General features: G+C 33.8%; 13 protein-coding genes. 11 read left to right on the top strand and 2 right to left on the bottom strand.

The window, feature by feature from the left end:
• The first annotated feature begins 30 nt into the window (after positions 1 to 30).
• The 10 genes from BLS90_RS08205 (at position 31) to BLS90_RS08160 (ending at position 11634) form a co-directional block, all read left to right on the top strand.
• Entirely contained in the window at positions 31 to 2220 is a 2190-nt protein-coding gene (locus BLS90_RS08205) for a glutamine synthetase III family protein (RefSeq protein WP_091257182.1), read from the top strand.
• Between the two features lie 442 nt (positions 2221 to 2662).
• Positions 2663 to 3253, top strand: coding sequence for a hypothetical protein (locus tag BLS90_RS08200; RefSeq protein ID WP_175455448.1), 591 nt, complete (start codon positions 2663 to 2665; stop codon positions 3251 to 3253).
• Between the two features lie 775 nt (positions 3254 to 4028).
• On the top strand, positions 4029 to 4715 hold the full coding sequence (locus tag BLS90_RS08195; protein ID WP_091257180.1) for a hypothetical protein: 687 nt from the start codon (positions 4029 to 4031) through the stop codon (positions 4713 to 4715).
• A gap of 225 nt (positions 4716 to 4940) precedes the next feature.
• Complete coding sequence (locus BLS90_RS08190; RefSeq protein ID WP_091257179.1) at positions 4941 to 5462, top strand: hypothetical protein; 522 nt, start codon at positions 4941 to 4943, stop codon at positions 5460 to 5462.
• A gap of 3 nt (positions 5463 to 5465) precedes the next feature.
• Positions 5466 to 6197, top strand: coding sequence for a CsgE family curli-type amyloid fiber assembly protein (locus tag BLS90_RS08185; RefSeq protein WP_091257178.1), 732 nt, complete (start codon positions 5466 to 5468; stop codon positions 6195 to 6197).
• Between the two features lie 124 nt (positions 6198 to 6321).
• Complete coding sequence (locus tag BLS90_RS08180) at positions 6322 to 6729, top strand: curli production assembly/transport component CsgF (protein ID WP_091257177.1); 408 nt, start codon at positions 6322 to 6324, stop codon at positions 6727 to 6729.
• Positions 6730 to 6847: 118 nt separating this feature from the next.
• Positions 6848 to 8221 (top strand): CsgG/HfaB family protein, encoded by a 1374-nt coding sequence (locus tag BLS90_RS08175; RefSeq protein WP_091257176.1) that lies wholly within the window; start codon positions 6848 to 6850, stop codon positions 8219 to 8221.
• A gap of 93 nt (positions 8222 to 8314) precedes the next feature.
• Positions 8315 to 9796, top strand: coding sequence for a carboxypeptidase regulatory-like domain-containing protein (locus tag BLS90_RS08170; RefSeq protein ID WP_245705066.1), 1482 nt, complete (start codon positions 8315 to 8317; stop codon positions 9794 to 9796).
• Between the two features lie 229 nt (positions 9797 to 10025).
• Positions 10026 to 11204, top strand: a complete 1179-nt coding sequence (locus BLS90_RS08165; protein ID WP_091257175.1) for an AIR synthase related protein — start codon at positions 10026 to 10028, stop codon at positions 11202 to 11204.
• Positions 11205 to 11265: 61 nt separating this feature from the next.
• Positions 11266 to 11634, top strand: coding sequence for a hypothetical protein (locus BLS90_RS08160; RefSeq protein ID WP_091257174.1), 369 nt, complete (start codon positions 11266 to 11268; stop codon positions 11632 to 11634).
• 187 nt (positions 11635 to 11821) lie between these two features.
• On the opposite strand, the gene BLS90_RS08155 is transcribed toward BLS90_RS08160, so the two are convergent.
• Positions 11822 to 14650, bottom strand: a complete 2829-nt coding sequence (locus BLS90_RS08155) for a M16 family metallopeptidase (RefSeq protein WP_091257173.1) — start codon at positions 14648 to 14650, stop codon at positions 11822 to 11824.
• A gap of 258 nt (positions 14651 to 14908) precedes the next feature.
• On the opposite strand from BLS90_RS08155, the gene BLS90_RS08150 reads away from it, so the two are divergent.
• On the top strand, positions 14909 to 15517 hold the full coding sequence (locus tag BLS90_RS08150; protein ID WP_091257172.1) for a GNAT family N-acetyltransferase: 609 nt from the start codon (positions 14909 to 14911) through the stop codon (positions 15515 to 15517).
• Positions 15518 to 15541: 24 nt separating this feature from the next.
• Here BLS90_RS08150 and BLS90_RS08145 read toward each other — a convergent pair whose 3' ends face one another.
• Entirely contained in the window at positions 15542 to 17695 is a 2154-nt protein-coding gene (locus BLS90_RS08145) for a PAS domain S-box protein (protein ID WP_091257171.1), read from the bottom strand.
• Between the last annotated feature and the right edge of the window lie 360 nt (positions 17696 to 18055).

Below are 18055 nucleotides of genomic sequence, written 5' to 3'. Positions count from 1 at the left end.
TAGGGGTCTAATTAATTAAAATCAATTTTTATGTCAACATTACGTTTTCAAGCTTTGAGAGAAGCATCGACTAGAAAGCCAGTTAAATTTGAAGAATCAGATAGAAAATCAACGATATTTGGTGCCAATGTCTTTAATGACAAAGCGATGAAGCAATTTTTAACTTCTGATGCTTTTAAAGGCGTGCGCGATGCAGTACAGCATGGAACTAAAATTGATAGAAAATTAGCAGATTATATCGCAATGGGAATGAAGGAATGGGCCTTATCTAAAGGAGTAACTCATTACACACACTGGTTTCAACCTCTAACAGGAACTACAGCAGAGAAACATGATGCTTTTTTTGAAACCTCTTATGATGGTAGCGATCCAGTAGAAAAGTTTGGTGGTGCTCAATTAGTACAACAAGAACCGGATGCTTCTAGTTTTCCAAATGGAGGAATTAGAAACACATTCGAAGCGCGAGGCTATACAGCATGGGATCCAACATCTCCAGCGTTTATTTTTGGAACGACCTTATGTATTCCAACTGTTTTTATTTCCTACACAGGAGAGGCTTTGGATTATAAAACACCTTTATTACGTGCTTTAACGGTCATGGACGACGCAGCCACTGAAGTATGTAAATATTTTGATAAAAATGTAAAAAAAGTTACCGCCACTTTAGGTTGGGAACAAGAATATTTCTTAGTAGATAGAGCTTTGGCAAATTCACGCCCTGACCTAATTATGACAGGAAGAACTTTGTTAGGACATACCTCTGCGAAAGGACAACAATTAGACGATCATTATTTTGGATCAATTCCAACACGTGCCTTGACTTACATGAGAGATTTGGAGCAAGAATGTATGTTGTTAGGAATTCCCGTGAAAACGCGTCACAATGAAGTAGCGCCAAATCAATTTGAATTAGCGCCTATTTTTGAAGAAACAAACTTAGCCGTTGATCATAACTGTTTGTTGATGGATGTAATGCAAAAAGTAGCAGAACGTCATGAATTGAAAGTGTTATTCCATGAAAAACCTTTCAAAGGAGTGAATGGTTCAGGAAAACATAATAACTGGTCTTTAGCTACTGATACGGGTGTAAACTTGTTGAGTCCTAGTAAAACGCCAATGAGTAATTTGCAATTTTTGACCTTCTTTATTAATACCATAAAAGCGGTAAATGATAATGAGTCATTATTGAGAGCAGCTATTGCTTCTGCAAGTAATGATCATAGACTTGGAGCTAATGAAGCACCTCCTGCAATTATCTCCGTATTTATTGGAGGACAATTGACGAAAGTTTTAGCAGAGTTAGAAGGCGTTACCACAGGTAAATTATCCCCAGAAGAGAAAACAGATCTAAAATTAAACGTAGTAGGAAAAATTCCAGACGTTCTTTTAGACAACACTGATAGAAATAGAACTTCACCATTTGCTTTTACAGGAAATAAATTTGAGTTTAGAGCAGTAGGATCTACAGCGAACTGTTCGAATGCAATGACCACTTTGAACGCTATTGTTGCAAAACAACTTAGAGATTTTAAAGTTGAAGTTGATGCTTTGATTGATTCTAAAGACATGAAGAAAGACGACGCGATCTTCAATGTTTTAAGAGAGTACATCAAGCAATCTAAAAAAATCCTTTTTGAAGGAGACGGTTATAGTGAAGAATGGGAAGTAGAAGCTGCAAAAAGAGGTTTGAGTAACTTCAAAACGACTCCTGAAGCTTTAAAAGCAAGAATTTCTAAACAATCTTTAGATTTGTTTTCTGAATTGAATATTATGAATCATATTGAAGTAGAAGCACGATACGAAATTGAATTAGAGGAATATACCAAGAAAATTCAAATTGAAGGTCGCGTTCTAGGTGATATTTCAAAAAATCACGTTATACCAACAGCAATTCGTTATCAAAATACGTTGATTGCAAATGTGAAAGGGTTGAAGGATATTTTTGGGGCAGATTTTGAAACTATTGCCAAAGAACAAATCGTTTTGATAAAAGAAATTTCAGGTCATATCGAAGGAATCAACTCTAAAGTACAAGAGATGACTAACGAGAGAAAGAGTGCAAATAATTTGACTGATGCGCAGGAAATGGCAGAAGCATATTGTAATAAAGTAAAACCATATTTTGAAATCATTAGAAATCACTGTGATAAATTAGAGTTGTTGGTTGATAACGAAATTTGGACATTGACTAAATATAGAGAATTGTTGTTTACTAAGTAACATAGATACCGTTGTGTTAAAATAAAAGAGGCTTTTAAGGCCTCTTTTTTTATGGATAAAATCGTTTTTATTTTAATAACATATTTCTGATGTATAAATATCTGTAAAATGCCATTAGTCGATTTAGAATAGCATCTTGACGAAATAAAATTATAAAATACTGTTAAACAGGTACTTGATGTTTTTATTATTTCGAATCTTTCCTATCTTTGATCAGTGGTAATTTGATAAACAATTAATTAAAAATGGATTTCTTATTAATTATTGCATAAAAAATAATTCCCATTTCTTTCAGTTAACCTATTTATTAGTTTGTATTAACAACCAATTAAATATATGTATTATGAAAAAAGTAATTTTAAGTATCTCCGCGATACTTGTGGCCTCAATTAATTTTGCGCAAGGGAATGTAAGTTTGGTTAATCAGTACGGTACTTCAAACATGGCTATGGTCCTGCAGGAGGGAGTGGCTAATGATTCAGATGTGTTGCAAGTAGGAATTTTAAATTTGTCTCTGGTGGATCAAGATGGTAAGTACAACGATTCGCATATTATTCAGTCAGGAATGGGAAATCTTGCAGATGTAAATCAACGAAACAGAGAAAACCATGCCTTTATTGATCAGCTAGGCGTTGGTAATGCAGCCTACATTAAACAAGATGGAGGAAAACAAAATTTAGCGGTAACGGATCAAGAGGGATATTTTAATCTTTCTGAAACAAATCAATTAGGGCGATATCAAACAGCACTTACTACGCAGCTTGGGACTGGAAATTATTCTAATATCTACGAAGAAGGACATAATAATGGAAGTGTTGTGTTGCAAATAGGTTTAGATAATAACTCTTATGTAGATCAATATGGTCAATTTAATAACTCAATGACCACTCAATTTGGAGAATATAATACTTCTTATATTAATCAGGATGGGACATCAAACTTTGCTTGGACTCTTCAAATGGGTGATTACCATATGAGTACAGTGAACCAATGGGGAACTGGAAATATGAGTTTTGTTATGCAGTCTAACTAAGGAAGTGCATAGAAATACGATTGGAATTCAAAAGGTCCTCTACTTTCGCAAGATAGTAGGGGACTTTTTTAATGTTTGTCAATATCGTATCGAGATTTATACATTTTACATTAGTATCATCAAGTAATGGTTATTCTTCACTTCTAGTTACTTCAATCAGTTCGCTTTTTAAGAGCTCGCTCGCTGGAGTAAAATCCTGGATTTCGATTTAGAAGAATGCTTCAGATTAGTAGACATTAGGTAGGGCCTAATTGTTCAGTGATGCTAAAGACAAATACTGCTTGGTATCTAAATCGATGGAGCTTGCGGTATTACCATAGGAATAAAAAGTAAATTACTTACAAAAATTGATATAAGTATGATTCGATCAAAGCAATTTAGATTTAAACCATTAAGAAAAGTTGCGAATAACTAATATCGGTGTATTCTACTTAATAAATTATCTAGAAGATATTTTCTTGTAAAAGGCTCTTTTTAAGTTTATCACAAATTATCGATATTTTTTTAGTCTTCTTTATCTTACTTTTTAAAAAGCTATTTTAGTCCTTTATCGAGGTTGTTAAACACTTCATCGAAAAAAATAGTATTACCCTAAAAAACAGTTTGTTAGTTTTTAAATTTTTTAAATTCTTTTCTATCTTTGAAATGTAGTATTCAAATAAGGAATAAATTAATTTCTTATTTCTTACTAAAAAAATATTAAAAAAGAGGTTCCCAAATCACTTTTTAACCTATTATCCTAATTTGTATTAACAACCAATTAAATATATTTATTATGAAAAAAGTTATTTTGAGCATCTCCGCGATGCTAGTAGGTTCATTGGCTTTTGCACAAGGGAACGTAAGTATGGTGAACCAAGTAGGAATTGCAAATGGGAGCTTAGTAATGCAAGTGGGTCTACAAAATGATTCAGATGTTTTGCAGTTCGGTTTTGGCAACGGCGCACTAATTGATCAAGACGGAAGATTCAATGAATCAGACACTAATCAAGGAGGGTTTTTTAACTATGCAGATGTTGAACAAGATGGTCGTCGCAATGACGCTTACATTGGGCAACTTGGTTTTGCAAATGCCGCTTACATTGATCAAAATGGCAGAAGAAATGACGCCGTTACTGGACAGTTAGGAGACTTTAACTATTCTCAAACTACTCAAGTAGGAAGAGATAATTCATCAACAACTTTACAGTTTGTTGTGGCTAACAGTTCAAATGTGATGCAAGATGGAGATCGCAATGATTCTAATGTACTGCAATTTGGATTTTTTAATGATGCCAATGTGTATCAATTAGGAGATGATAACACAGCGTTAACGATGCAATTAGGAGCTGATAACACTTCATACATCAATCAATATGGAACTTTCAACACTGCTTGGACTTTTCAAACTGGAAATGATCACATGAGTACTGTAAATCAGTGGGGACTTGGAAATACTAGCATTGTTTTCCAATCTAACTAATTTCCGCAATATAATGAGGGATGGAGTTGAAGTATCAACTCTATCCCTTTATTTTTAAGATAATTTTATCTCAGAATAATTTACAAATTTTATTCTTTTCAGATAAAGTAATTCATAAATTATCCTACCTAAATTCATTTTTTTTGGAGTTTAGTTTTATGATTCGTTTTTGTAATTATTATCAGAATCCGCTATTTTATATGTTTGACAATAAATTAACAAGTCATGAAATCAAAAATTTTCACTACGCTTTTTATCATTGTTTTTTTAAATGTCAGTTGCGTAAAGGCTCAAGTTCTTCAAACAAATACTTCTTCAGGTATTTATGAGCTGATAGACAAAACAACAATTTCTAAATTTAATGATGGTGTCATCGGCCAAACTCAATTATTAGATAATTATCTTCAAAATAGTAATTTAATACAAGTACAACAAATAGGTTTTAATAATTTATCGACGGTTGTAGTAAAGTCCGAAAATTATGAAATCGCCGTCAATCAAAATGGTTTCAATAACTATTTGGATATGTATAAGAATACGGGTGATCTCAATCAGTCCGTTTCACAATCGGGATCTAATAATTTTATCAGTGATTTTTCTTTGTATTCAGGTTCTGCTATTGATATGACTATAAGTCAAGAAGGAAATAATCTCACCTTATTCAATAACGGTACAAATTCAATTTCCAAGGATTTGAAAATCACTCAGACAGGAAATTCAGGGACGATTTATATATTTAATCATTAGGTTATGAAATTAAGTAGATATAAGACCATTTTCCTTTTCTTAGTTAATATAGGATTTTGTTTTTCTCAAAATATTAACAAAGACATTAAACCAAAAATAGAGGTCGAAGAAATAGAAAATACACTTTCAGCGACAGCAACAGTGGAAAATTTAAAATCTGAATTTAGAAATATTTCATTCAAACTTACTGTTTTTAAGAAAAACAAGGCAAATGCTAATAGATCTGACAATGCCCAGGAGGGTCGTGCAACATTAGAGCCAATCCAAAAAGTCAGCTTGTCTAAAACTCAGGTTAACAGGGGTGCACAGGATCAGATTATTATATTGTTATTGATTTATGATGAGGATAATAAAATCATAGGTAAAGATCGTGTTGTTTTTGGTGGGGAAGATGAAGCTAAGGTGTCGGTAATTAGGCCTAATGATGGATTGGAAATGATAGGGATTGTCGCTAATGAAACAAAAACAAAATTAGGTTCTGATTTCTACGATTTATTTTACTCTGAATTTTCCAAATTGAATATCAAATCTCAAAAAATAATTACACTTCAAGAGGAGTTATCATTTGGTCGAACTACTAAAATAACCGTGAAAGTAGATAGCGATATTATTGAGGAATTCAATGCTAGGCCGGATGAAGATTTTCTAAAATATATGGCGGAAACATCATCCTCCAAAATATTTAAATATTTTAAAAATATTGAAAAAAACGCCAAATTTATTACGCACTATTAATTAGTTGTAATAATCTGTCATCATAAATATATTGAAGATTTGTAATGTTGAATTAATAAAATTTTACAGCTGTAAAGATTTTTAAAAATCCAAAAACTATTCCAATATTTAAAACAATACTATTATGAAACTATTATTTTTAACAGCCTTATTCTGTATGTTTTTTGTGAATTTAAGTGCTCAAGATTTAGTTTATAAACCTAGAAATCCTGCTTTTGGTGGAGATACATTCAACTATCAGTGGCTACTTAGTTCAGCTGAAGCTCAAAATGAATTTAAAGAGGATGCCGGGAACGGATTTGAGCAACCAACAGAGCTAGAGCGTTTCAAGCAAAATCTTAATAATCAGATTCTGAATCAAATTTCCAATTCCTTATTTCAAAAACAATTTGGAACTGGAGGGATAAAGGAGGGTGCTTATGTATTTGGAAGCCTATCGGTGGATATTTATCCTTCAAATCTTGGTTTAGTTGTCGATATACTTGATACCGATACTGGCGAACAGACTCAGATTATTATTCCAGGAAATTAGAATCACGAGAATAAAAAATTTCAAACGTACTACTTTATTTTAAAATTATTCCTTCAAATTTTAAAATAATCAGAATGCAATTTTGCCCAAAATGTGCCCTTAAATCCGACCTATTGTTATGAATAAAAACGCTACAATCACACTTGTCTTTGTTTTTCTATTGTCTAGTTGTGGAGCTTATTTCAATCAGCCAGTTGGTATTGAAAAAGCAGTCTATGGAGAAAACACACCAGCTACCTCATTACTCACAAAACTGCCTAAACCTAAGGAGCAGATTGTTGTTGGGGTGTATAAATTTAAAGATCAAACTGGACAGTATAAAGCTATTGATCAAGGGAGTACTTTTAGTACAGCTGTAACTCAAGGTGCAACTTCTATTCTGATAAAAGCCTTAGGAGACTCCAAATGGTTTGTGCCAATAGAAAGAGAAAATCTTGGCAATCTTTTAAACGAGAGAAACATTATAAGATCCACTCGACAAGAATATGCGACAGATTCAAAAACTCCAGAAACCCAGTTAACGCCACTATTATTTGCAGGAGTTTTGTTAGAAGGAGGAATAATATCCTATGATTCTAACATTATTACTGGTGGGTTTGGAGCGAGGTATTTTGGAACTGGTGGTTCTACTCGATATAGACAGGATCGAATCTCCATTTATCTTAGGCTGGTTTCGACCTCTAATGGAAAAATTTTGAATACCGTTTATGTTTCCAAAACAATTCTTTCTCAAAGCGTAGATGCAAACCTATTTAAATATGTGAATATTAAAAGACTTCTCGAAGTGGAAACTGGTTTCACTAGGAATGAACCAATTCAACTTGCCGTTACTGAGGCCATCGAAAAAGCTGTTGAAGGCTTAATCGTTGATGGAATTAAAGATAATCTTTGGGAAGTAAATGCCACCTCCAAGGAAGTAACTACCTTTTTAGATACCTACACAAAAGAGAAAGAGGAGTCGGATTTAGCTCTATTACATGGTAGGAATAGAAATGAAAAGAGAGGAAAGTTAGGTTTAGAGGCTACAGGTGGAGCAACTTATATGGCTGGTGATTATCCTAATCCTGTTGCTAAACCAATGCTCAGAGGTGCAGTAAAGTACTTCATAAAACCAAACCTTATTTTGAGTGCTTCGAGTAATGTGTTTCGACTCGGAAACAAGGAAAAATTAGATGTTGGTTACGCTTCTTTAGATTTAAATTTGGAGTATTTAGTTCTTCCCTATGATGTTCTCACACCTTACTTTTTTGGCGGTTTTGGGACTAGTTTTAATTCTGCTTATGAAAATTTCGCAGGAAAGGTTCAATACGGTGCCGGTATAGAATATTTGGTCACTAATAATTTTGGTTTAAAGTTGTACGGAGAGCACAATTTGAATTTTTCAGATAATATTGACTACGTCGTAAGCGGAGTTCGAGATGATTATTATTGGCGTTTCGGTTTTGGAATGACCTATTACTTTCCTCGAAAACAAAAAACTAAAATTAAGTGAGGTTAAACGTAATCGACAGTAATAATTAGGAAAAAATTGGGAACTAAAAGTTCAAATGTACTCAGATATCTAAATTAATAATACAATATAAAGATGAAAAAATTAGCGATAAAAATCATAATGTGTTTCATTCTCTTCGTTTCTTGTTCCGAAGAACAGATTGATGATAGTGGCATGGGAATAGTAAAAGGTAGAGTTGTAGATTCTGAAACTTTCGAGCCTATTGCAAATGCTAGAGTCTCTACCAGCCCTACAACGAGTACCTACTTTTCTGATAAAGATGGTTATTTTGAATTTAGCGAAATTTTAGTGGGGAAATACTCTTTCCAAGCTCAAAAAGATGGATATATCTCAAAATTTGAGCCTGCAACTGTTGCGAAAAATACCACTGTTCAGATAATTTTTGAATTAGATATTTCAACAGCAAATAATAAACCACCTGAAATCCCACTATTAACAGCCCCTGCAGACGATGCTAAAGGTCAGGCTTTAAAACTAAATTTGACATGGACAGCGACTGACAAAGAACTTGATCCACTTACGTTTACAGTAACTCTTAAAAACGGAACTACAGACGTTATTACTACTTTCAAAGATATTAAAACTCCAAGTTTAGAAATATCTGGTTTGAGCTATAGTACAAAATACTATTGGCAAGTGTCATCATCGGATGGAATTAATGCACCTTCAAATAGTGTAACTAGAAGCTTTACAACACTTGCATTTCCTAATCCTAGATTTTTATATGTTAAAAAAGTAAACAGTAATAATGTTGTTTATACTGCTGACGAAGCTGGAAATGAACTGCAATTATCCTCCTCTGAGGTTAATAGTTTTAGGCCTAAAAAGAACCTACAGATTAAAAAAATTGCTTACATCAGTTCTGATGGATCTCAAAATCAAATCTACACCATGAACCCTGATGGTTCAAGCGTATTTAAAGTAACCAATTCAATTCCAATTGCAGGATTTAATATGGAACATGTAAGTTACAGTTGGAGCACTAACGGTAGTCAATTGATTTATCCAAATTTTGATAAATTGTATCAGATTAATGCTAATGGTAGTGGATTAGTACAAATATTTAAAACGCCAAATGGTAAATTTATATCAGAATGTGATTGGAGTCAGGATGGAAGTCAAATCGTGTTGAAAGTGAATGATATCTCAGGGTATAACGCAGAAATTTATGTCATAAATAGTGCTGGAGTCTTACTTTATCAAGTCCTTTCTGGATTAAGTGGAGCAGTTAGCGGATTGAATATTTCTGTTGATAATAGAAATATTGTGTATACTAGAGATGTTTCAGGCTATCAAAGTGCCAATTATAGACGACTTGATTCTCGCATTTTTATATACAATCGAGTGACTAATGCCTCAACTGAAATCGATACAAGCAAACCAAATGGATTTAATGACCTCGATGTTAAATTTTCTCCAAATGAAGCCGAAGTCATTTTTACCAGTACTTCTAATGATGGAATTTCCACAAAGAACGTTGTGAAAGCTAGTATTAACGATGTAGATACTCGTGCGATCTTATTTGCAGGCGGTTCCATGCCGGAATGGAAATAAAATAGGGTAACGTAAATCTAAAAATGTCTGCCTAACTCAGGTAGACATTTTTTTATAATAGCTTTAGGATATTAAGCAGGCAGTTGCTTATTTGTAACTTTAAATAATTTCTTTTTAAAAAATAATTGATACAAAAACAGTTCTTAAACTCGTTAGACAAAACCGAAAAAAAATAATTATCTTTGCGGCACAACTAGCTGCTTAAAGGCAGGCTTCACAACTATACTACATGAGTTCAGATACTTCAAAAAGATATGCTCTTCGCGGTGTTTCAGCATCCAAAGAAGACGTACACAACGCAATAAAAAACATTGACAAAGGGTTATTTCCGCAAGCTTTTTGTAAAATAGTCCCTGATTACCTGACTCAAGATGATGATTATTGTCTTATAATGCATGCAGATGGAGCGGGAACAAAATCCTCTTTGGCATACTTATATTGGAAAGAGACTGGCGATATTTCAGTTTGGAAAGGCATTGCTCAAGATGCCTTAATCATGAATATTGATGACCTGCTATGTGTAGGTGCTACCGATAATATTTTGCTTTCATCCACTATTGGACGAAACAAAAATCTAATTACTGCCGAAGTAATTTCAGCAATTATCAATGGAACTGAAGAATTAATCAAAGAATTATACTCTTTTGGGGTAACCATACATTCCACAGGGGGTGAAACCGCAGATGTAGGTGATATTGTTCGAACTATCATTGTTGATTCAACAGTTACAGCTCGTATGAAACGAAACAAAGTAATCGACAATGCTAACATTAAAGCAGGAGACGTAATAGTAGGATTAGCTTCTTTTGGTCAAGCTACGTATGAGAAAAGCTATAATGGCGGAATGGGAAGCAACGGCTTGACATCGGCACGTCATGATGTTTTTGGGAAGTACCTGGCAACTAAATATCCAGAAAGTTTTGATCCAGCAGTACCTGAGGAATTAATCTATTCCGGACAAGTAAAATTGACTGATGCCGTTGAAAATTCACCAATAGATGCAGGACAATTAGTGCTTTCGCCAACCAGAACCTACGCGCCAATTATCAAGAAAATTTTAGATATTTATACTTCTACTGAAATTCACGGAATGGTGCATTGTAGTGGAGGAGCGCAAACCAAAATTTTGCATTTTATAGAAAACTTACACATTATAAAAGATAATTTATTTCCAGTGCCACCATTGTTTCAATTGATACAAGAACAATCCAAAACGGACTGGAAAGAAATGTATCAAGTTTTTAATTGTGGACACAGAATGGAAATTTATGTTCCAGAAGATGTTGCGGATGCTATTATTGGAATTTCAAAATCATTTAATGTTGATGCACAAATTGTAGGTAGAGTAACGGAATCTGACGTTAAAAAACTGACGATTACCAGCGAATATGGAACTTTCGAATATTAAAAAACTTCAATTGAAGTTCATTTTCAATCTTTCAATTCTTTAATCTTTTAATTTTTTATCTATGTACGAATTACTTTTTTGGAAATATCTTGAAGGAATTTATTTAAACCATCATGAAGTTTATGAAGCTCTTATCGAAGAAGAGGCTCACATTGAAGGATTAGAAGAACTTCCTGTTCAAGTCATCTTGAATAGAATTGCATCGGTTTTCTCAAAATGGGAAAAAGTCGACGATAAAAGTTGGAAAAATAACAATGGGGTAGGTGCATTTCACATTAGAACGACACCTCAAAGTATAAAAATTGATTGTTATGGTACCGAAGGCAAGACCATGGATGCCTTGGTAAACATAATGGAGGAGTTCAAATGTGCCCTGTATGATCCTCAAGTCCCACAGCGCTATGATGAAATGGCCGAGTATTTTTTTTGAAGCTAATCTAGCACTACGCTTCAAGTCCTCCCTTAAATAAACATTTTTCTTGTCCTGAAAGGAGCTCCCGCTGGTCGCTCTTTCAGGACAAGAAAAAATTGTTTTTTTGCAGTCTGGGCTTTTTACTTCGATTTGGGCTAATTACGATCTGTAATTCGAACCAACAATAATGACAGCAAACGGAGCATTATTTTGTTCCCGTTTTATTCAAAAGAATAGGCTCTCCAAAACCAATTTGAGATAACTTTTTTAACTGTGTCTCCGCATCTCCTACTACTAAATAGATCATTTTATCAGGATTCAAATAGTTTTCTGAAAGCTTTTTTATACTATCCACTGTGCTATTTTTCACAATGTTTTCCTGTTGTTTTGCATAGTCATCAGCGTAATTATAGTTGCTAATATCATAAAGCATTTCTAGTTTTGATGACAACGTTTCAAATGCTCTAGCATTGCTCTTTATTAAATATCCTTTGGTTACTTCAAGGTCATTCTCGCTAAAATTTTCCCCATACTGCTGCAAGATTTCCTTGATCAAATTCACAGATTCAAAGGTTACATTTGATCTTACACCACTAGAAATGAGGAATGGCCCTTTATTAGTAGAGCCAGTAAAGGAGGAACTTATGCCATAAGTATATCCTTTTCCCTCTCGTAATTGCTGTGTAAGCTGGGACGCAAAACTACCACCACCTAAACGATAATTCATTATTTGGGCTGGATAAAAATTTGCATCTGTGGCTGCAAGCGCAGGATAACCAATTCGGATTACGGATTGTTTTGCCCCTGGAACATCATAAAAATAAATTTTTGATGAGGTGATTGTATTCCCAATTGTAATTTTTGGAAAAGTAATATTTTTAGATTTCCACTCTCTATTTAAAGAAGTTAAAGAATTAATAACATTCGTTTTTGAAATAGCACCTACAATCTGAAAATTAGCGACCGAAGGAGCAGTATTTTTAGCGTAATAATTTTTCAAATCCTCTAGCGTAATTTTCTTGACCGTACTTTCAGTTCCAATGCGATTGTACGCTAAAATAGATTCATTTCCATAAATTAATTTTTTGAATTCATTTCTGGCGATGCTATTAGGATCTGCTTTTTGTTGTAAAATCTGGCTTAAAGTACTTTGCTTTATTAATTCAAATTCTTTTGCATCCCAGCGTGGTTGTACTACTATTTCTTGAACTAACGCCATAGTAGCGTTGTAATTCTTTGCCAATGTAGTCACCGAGATAAAAATTGCTTCGTCTGTTGCGTAGGCGTTAATTGTGGCTCCAAGACTTTCAATAGCATTTTCCAATTGTTCTGGTGTTTTGTTTTTGGTCCCTTTAGTCATCAGTTGAGCCAGCATATTCGAAACTCCTATTTTATCACTATCTTCTAGGAGCATTCCTCCCTTTATTTGTAACTGAAATTGTACAAGAGGTACTTCTTGGTTTTCAATTCCCAAAACGTTTAGTCCAGATGATAACTTGCTCTTCCAAACTGAAGGTAACTCTACATCAGGGCTTTCACCATAAGCTGGCTCCTTACTTCTATCAAATTTAGAAGGTGTTTTTTCATACGTTGCCGCAATGCTAGCATCGAAGGAATCTTCCTTTCCTTCAACTATTTTTTCCTCTACTACAGCGGCTAATGTAGAACCATTTAAGATTAAAGTTGATTCTCCTTTTGGAACAAAACTAGTGGCTACATACTGTTTTCCTTTAATGTACTTTTGATATACCCGCATTACATCTTCAGTAGACACTGCCAGAATTTTTTTCACATCTTGGTTAATATACTCTGGTGTTCCCGCGAAAATTTCATATTGTGCTAGTTGAAATCCTTTTCCCAATACACTAGACAAATTAGTGTAGAAAGCGGTTTCTTGTCCCGCTTTGATTCGGTCTAAATCTTGTTGTGAAATCCCTTCCGTTTCAAAGTTTTTAAAAGCTTCGTTGACGCCGTTCAAAACTTCATTCAGGTTTACTTTTTCAAATGCGGTAACACTTAACATGTACTGACCGGCTATTTCTGAATTATATTGAAACACATCAGCTGCATCGGTTAATTTTTTGTCTTCAACAAGAATTTTGTACAAAGGCGCTTTTTTACCTTTTGAAAGATAACTGGCCAGCACTTCTAACGCATAACTATCAGGATGATACTCGTAAACAGATGGCCAAGTTAATGTGAGTTGTGGTAGCTTTGCAAAATTATCCTCATAATAGAGTTTCTTGGTTTCTGACAATGTCACAGGCTGTTTTTCCATTTTAGGAATTGCTTCGCCACGCTTTATTTCTCCAAAATATTTTTCAACCCATGCTTTAGTTTGTTTAACATCAAAATCTCCAGCAATAGTCAGGGTAACATTGTTAGGAACATACCAGCGATTGTAAAAACTTTTTACATCTTCAAGAGTAGCATTTTGTAGGTCTTCTAAAGAACCAATAACATCCCAATTATAGGGATGCGTTGACGGGTATAAGTTTTTAGATATTACAGAAAAGGTATGTCCGTAAGGTCTATTATCATAACTCTGTCTTTTTTCATTTTTAACGACCTGTTTTTCTTTTGATAGAACAGGTTCTGTGACCGTGTTGATAAAATAGCCTAATTTATCTGCTTCAGCCCAAATCATTTTTTCTAATGCATCTTTAGGAACGGTTTGAAAATAATTAGTACGGTCTCTACTAGTAGATCCATTTGCTCCAGCACCACCAATACGCGCACTCATTTTATCAAGACCGCCTTTACCTAAATTCTCTGATTCCAAGAAAAGTAAGTGTTCAAATAAATGAGCAAATCCGGTTCGGCCCGCTTTTTCTCTCGCAGAACCTACGTGGCTTGTCAAAGCAACAGCCACAACTGGATCTGATCTATCGAGGTGTAAGATGACTTGTAATCCGTTATCTAAGGTAAATTTTTCAAATTCTACTTTAAATTCTTTCGGTTTTTGGTTTTGAGAATAAGAAGAACAGGCACTACAAAGCAAGAAATAGAGCAGGAATGATTGGATTGTTTTCATGTTTAAAATTTAGGTTTGGCGTTATTTTTTCGAGCAAACGAATTTGTTATTTCAAAGAACTAAAGTAAGAAATAATAGTAATAAACTCATTAAGAAGAAGCGTTTGATTTATCATTTTAAATTTAGAAGTATATTTTCGATTTTTGTTAAAGGAGTAATTTTTGAAATTGAAATAGCTCCGCTAAATAATTCTTAGAAAGCGAACTTTATAGTTTATATTTGATGCATTTGGTTGCTTTATAATTAATTGGATAGTATATGAATTTTAATTTTTCAGAGGAGGTAATTCTAGAGGATGAAGTCGTTTTGTTACGGCCATTACAAAAATCAGATGTGGATAATTTATTAGAAATTTCCATGAATGAGCCAGAAACTTGGCAGTACTCGTTAATTCGTGCTAATGGAAAAGATAATCTGGAAAATTATATTCAAATTGCCTTAAAAGCGAGAGCAAATGGTACAGAATTCCCCTTTATCGTTTTCGACAAAAAATCAGGAAAATATGCTGGGAGTACTCGTTTTTATGATATGAATCTGGCATTCAAAACTCTTCAGTTAGGCTATACTTGGTACGGAAAAGCATTCCGAGGAACGGGTTTAAACAAACATTGTAAATTCTTGTTGTTACAATTTGCATTTGAAAACTTAGGTGTAGAACGAGTAGAATTCCGCGCGGATAATAGCAATCAACGAAGTATTGCAGCCATGAAAAGCATTGGTTGTAAAGTAGAAGGAGTTTTAAGAAATCACATGCCAACTTTAGGAAGCGAATTGCGACGGGACACTATTGTTTTAAGTATCTTAAAGGAGGAATGGTTTTCAGAAGTAAAAGCAAAACTGAACCAGACTTTGTCATCCGGCAATTAATAATTCAGGTAGTCAATTTAAGGTTTAAATCATAGTGTCACTTCCTCCTTTGCGGTACCCAATTAATTGTCGGTATTTTGATTCTGTTTCCTTTAACTCTTGCTCCATCTGTTTGTATTTGCTAATGTCTTTTATAGTGACAACAGCAGCGACAACAGCGTTATTTTGGTCTACCAATGGTCTGCCACTGATGAGCACTCGTTTCTTTTCCTGTGCAATGGGATTCCAAAGTATGATTTCGATATCCGTTGTCACCTCTCCGTTTAATGCGCGTTCCATTGGTAAATTTTGAGAAGGAAAAATCGTTTTCTCATCTGGAAAATACAATTCAAAGTGATTACTCAGATTGGGTGATATTTTGTCGTCCTCTTCAATTCCAAAAATTTCATTGGCCATGTTGTTGGCCATGATGATTTTTTTATCGGCATTTGCCACAATAATTCCTTCACTAATATTTTCGACAATTAGCCTCAATTTTTCTTCGTTTTCATAAAGATCATTAATGGCGACTTGTTGTTCATCTTCTAATTGGACAAGTTTTGTGACGTTTCGTCCAACTGAATAAAACACTCCATTCTCAACATCCATATTGCTGTTCCAATCTAGCCATTTATAGGTCCCGTCTTTGCATAAAAAGCGGGTCCTGAAATTCACAATAGATTCTCCTTTGTAATGTTTTTCAAGTACTTCGGTGGCCATCTGTCTATCGTCAGGATGAATTAAATCTATGAATTTTATTTTATCCATTTCATCTTGAGCGTATCCAAGGGTTTTAGTGAAGGCCTCATTGATTTTGATGAAATGACCGTCTTTGGCAACCGTTAGAATATCGAATGCCATATTGAAAAACATATTCGATATTTTCAAAGATTCTTCATTTTTAATTAATTTTGTAACATCTCTCGCAACCGCATATAGGACTCCTGTTTGAATATCAATTGTCATAGTCCAATCCAGTAATTTATAAGTGCCATCTTTAACGCGTTCTCGAACTCTATAACTAATAACAGAGTCGCTAATTTGTAAATTTTTAATTGCATCTGTAACCATTTTTGAATCATCCGGATGTAAAAATTCTAAAATGGACCGGTTTATTATTTCATTTTGGTCATAGCCAAGAATCCTCGTAAAGGCGGGATTAACTTTTATAAATTTGAGGTCTTTGATCACTACAAACATATCAAATGACATGTAAAAAAACATATTAGAAACACTTAGCGCATTTTCTATTTCTTTTTGATTTGTAATGTCACTAGCAACAGCATACAGCAGTCGGTTTTTAACATCTGGAAAAACGGACCACGTCAACCATTTTATGCTACCATCTTTACAAATGTATCTGTTTTCAAACTTGATAGAACTCGCTCCGGTTTTAAGTTTATCAACTTCTTTTTGCGTAATTTCAAGATCATCAGGATGGGTAAATTCCAAAAAGTTTTTGCTTAAAAGCTCTTCTTCGGTATATCCTAAAATTCTACTAACTGCCGGATTAACTTTTATGAATTTTTCCAGCGTAGAAATAATCATCATTTCTACGGACATCATGAAGAATTTGTCCGCAGCTTTAGATGATTCTTCTAGCTTTTTTCTTTCGGAGATATCGGTAAAAATGCCTCCTATGGCATATATTCTTTTGGTGGCATCATAAATAGGAAATTTGACCGCGATATAAGTGTGCTCGCCATCTGCTTGCTGAATTGATTCCTCTGTTTTTAATTCTTTCAAAGCTTTGACGACTTCAAAATCCGAATCTCGATAGGCGTTCGCAGTAAGCGGTGCCAGAAAATCTTCATCTGTTTTTCCTCCTATTTCTTCATTTGAAATTTTAAATAAAGACTCAAACTCTTTATTTATTAACAAATATTCTCCATTTATTTTTTTTATGAATATAGGACTCGAAGTATTGTCAATTATGGATTGAAGTAATTGCTTATTTTCTGAAAGTAATTTTTGAGAAATATCTTTAGCACGAAGTTGAGCCCGGATAATAAAATAGACGATGGTTAACAAAATAATAGAAAGAATAATTAGTGAGATTTCAATCCAATTCAATGAATTGTCTAATGATTGATCTCGTTTTTTGTCAATTCTCAAGATAAAAACCCAAGCTATTGCAAAAACAACAAATAAATTAAGGATGAAACCAATTATTATTTTTTTTTCTAAAGAAATTTTCATGGTATAACAGTATTTAATTCAAAGAAAGTCAGTCGAAATTTTACTATTCCAAAATAAATATAAGTGTATGAAAGTTAGTGATTTAAATTTAATTTTCATCATTTATTTTTGTATTCAAAAGGTCGTATTCTAGAGACTTTTGTCCTCTTGTCACTTGCAGTAACGAAGTTATATCGGTTTTCGATTAAGTTGAATTAAATAGAAGAAAAAACACAATTAAAGCTAGACTCAGATGGTTATCTGGGCTTTGTATACTTTGCCTCGAACATCAGAAGTGTATACGTCGTGCAAAGGATTTCAATCCTTAGGATGGAGTATTCCATTCCGAATTCAATGTTCGTTTGTCTGGGGGAGCCCAAC

This window comes from Flavobacterium omnivorum (assembly GCF_900099915.1).
Taxonomy (GTDB): Bacteria; Bacteroidota; Bacteroidia; order Flavobacteriales; family Flavobacteriaceae; genus Flavobacterium; species Flavobacterium omnivorum.
Note: the sequence above shows the minus strand (reverse complement) of the source record. Positions and strands in the feature narration are given on the sequence as shown.

Bases quoted from the DNA above. Each gene is read 5' to 3' on its own strand.
- BLS90_RS08205 (WP_091257182.1), top strand. From the start codon at position 31: ATGTCAACATTACGTTTTCAAGCTTTGAGAGAAGCATCGACTAGAAAG.
- BLS90_RS08200 (WP_175455448.1), top strand. From the start codon at position 2,663: ATGGCTATGGTCCTGCAGGAGGGAGTGGCTAATGATTCAGATGTGTTG.
- BLS90_RS08195 (WP_091257180.1), top strand. From the start codon at position 4,029: ATGAAAAAAGTTATTTTGAGCATCTCCGCGATGCTAGTAGGTTCATTG.
- BLS90_RS08190 (WP_091257179.1), top strand. From the start codon at position 4,941: ATGAAATCAAAAATTTTCACTACGCTTTTTATCATTGTTTTTTTAAAT.
- BLS90_RS08185 (WP_091257178.1), top strand. From the start codon at position 5,466: ATGAAATTAAGTAGATATAAGACCATTTTCCTTTTCTTAGTTAATATA.
- BLS90_RS08180 (WP_091257177.1), top strand. From the start codon at position 6,322: ATGAAACTATTATTTTTAACAGCCTTATTCTGTATGTTTTTTGTGAAT.
- BLS90_RS08175 (WP_091257176.1), top strand. From the start codon at position 6,848: ATGAATAAAAACGCTACAATCACACTTGTCTTTGTTTTTCTATTGTCT.
- BLS90_RS08170 (WP_245705066.1), top strand. From the start codon at position 8,315: ATGAAAAAATTAGCGATAAAAATCATAATGTGTTTCATTCTCTTCGTT.
- BLS90_RS08165 (WP_091257175.1), top strand. From the start codon at position 10,026: ATGAGTTCAGATACTTCAAAAAGATATGCTCTTCGCGGTGTTTCAGCA.
- BLS90_RS08160 (WP_091257174.1), top strand. From the start codon at position 11,266: ATGTACGAATTACTTTTTTGGAAATATCTTGAAGGAATTTATTTAAAC.
- BLS90_RS08155 (WP_091257173.1), bottom strand. From the start codon at position 14,650: ATGAAAACAATCCAATCATTCCTGCTCTATTTCTTGCTTTGTAGTGCC.
- BLS90_RS08150 (WP_091257172.1), top strand. From the start codon at position 14,909: ATGAATTTTAATTTTTCAGAGGAGGTAATTCTAGAGGATGAAGTCGTT.
- BLS90_RS08145 (WP_091257171.1), bottom strand. From the start codon at position 17,695: ATGAAAATTTCTTTAGAAAAAAAAATAATAATTGGTTTCATCCTTAAT.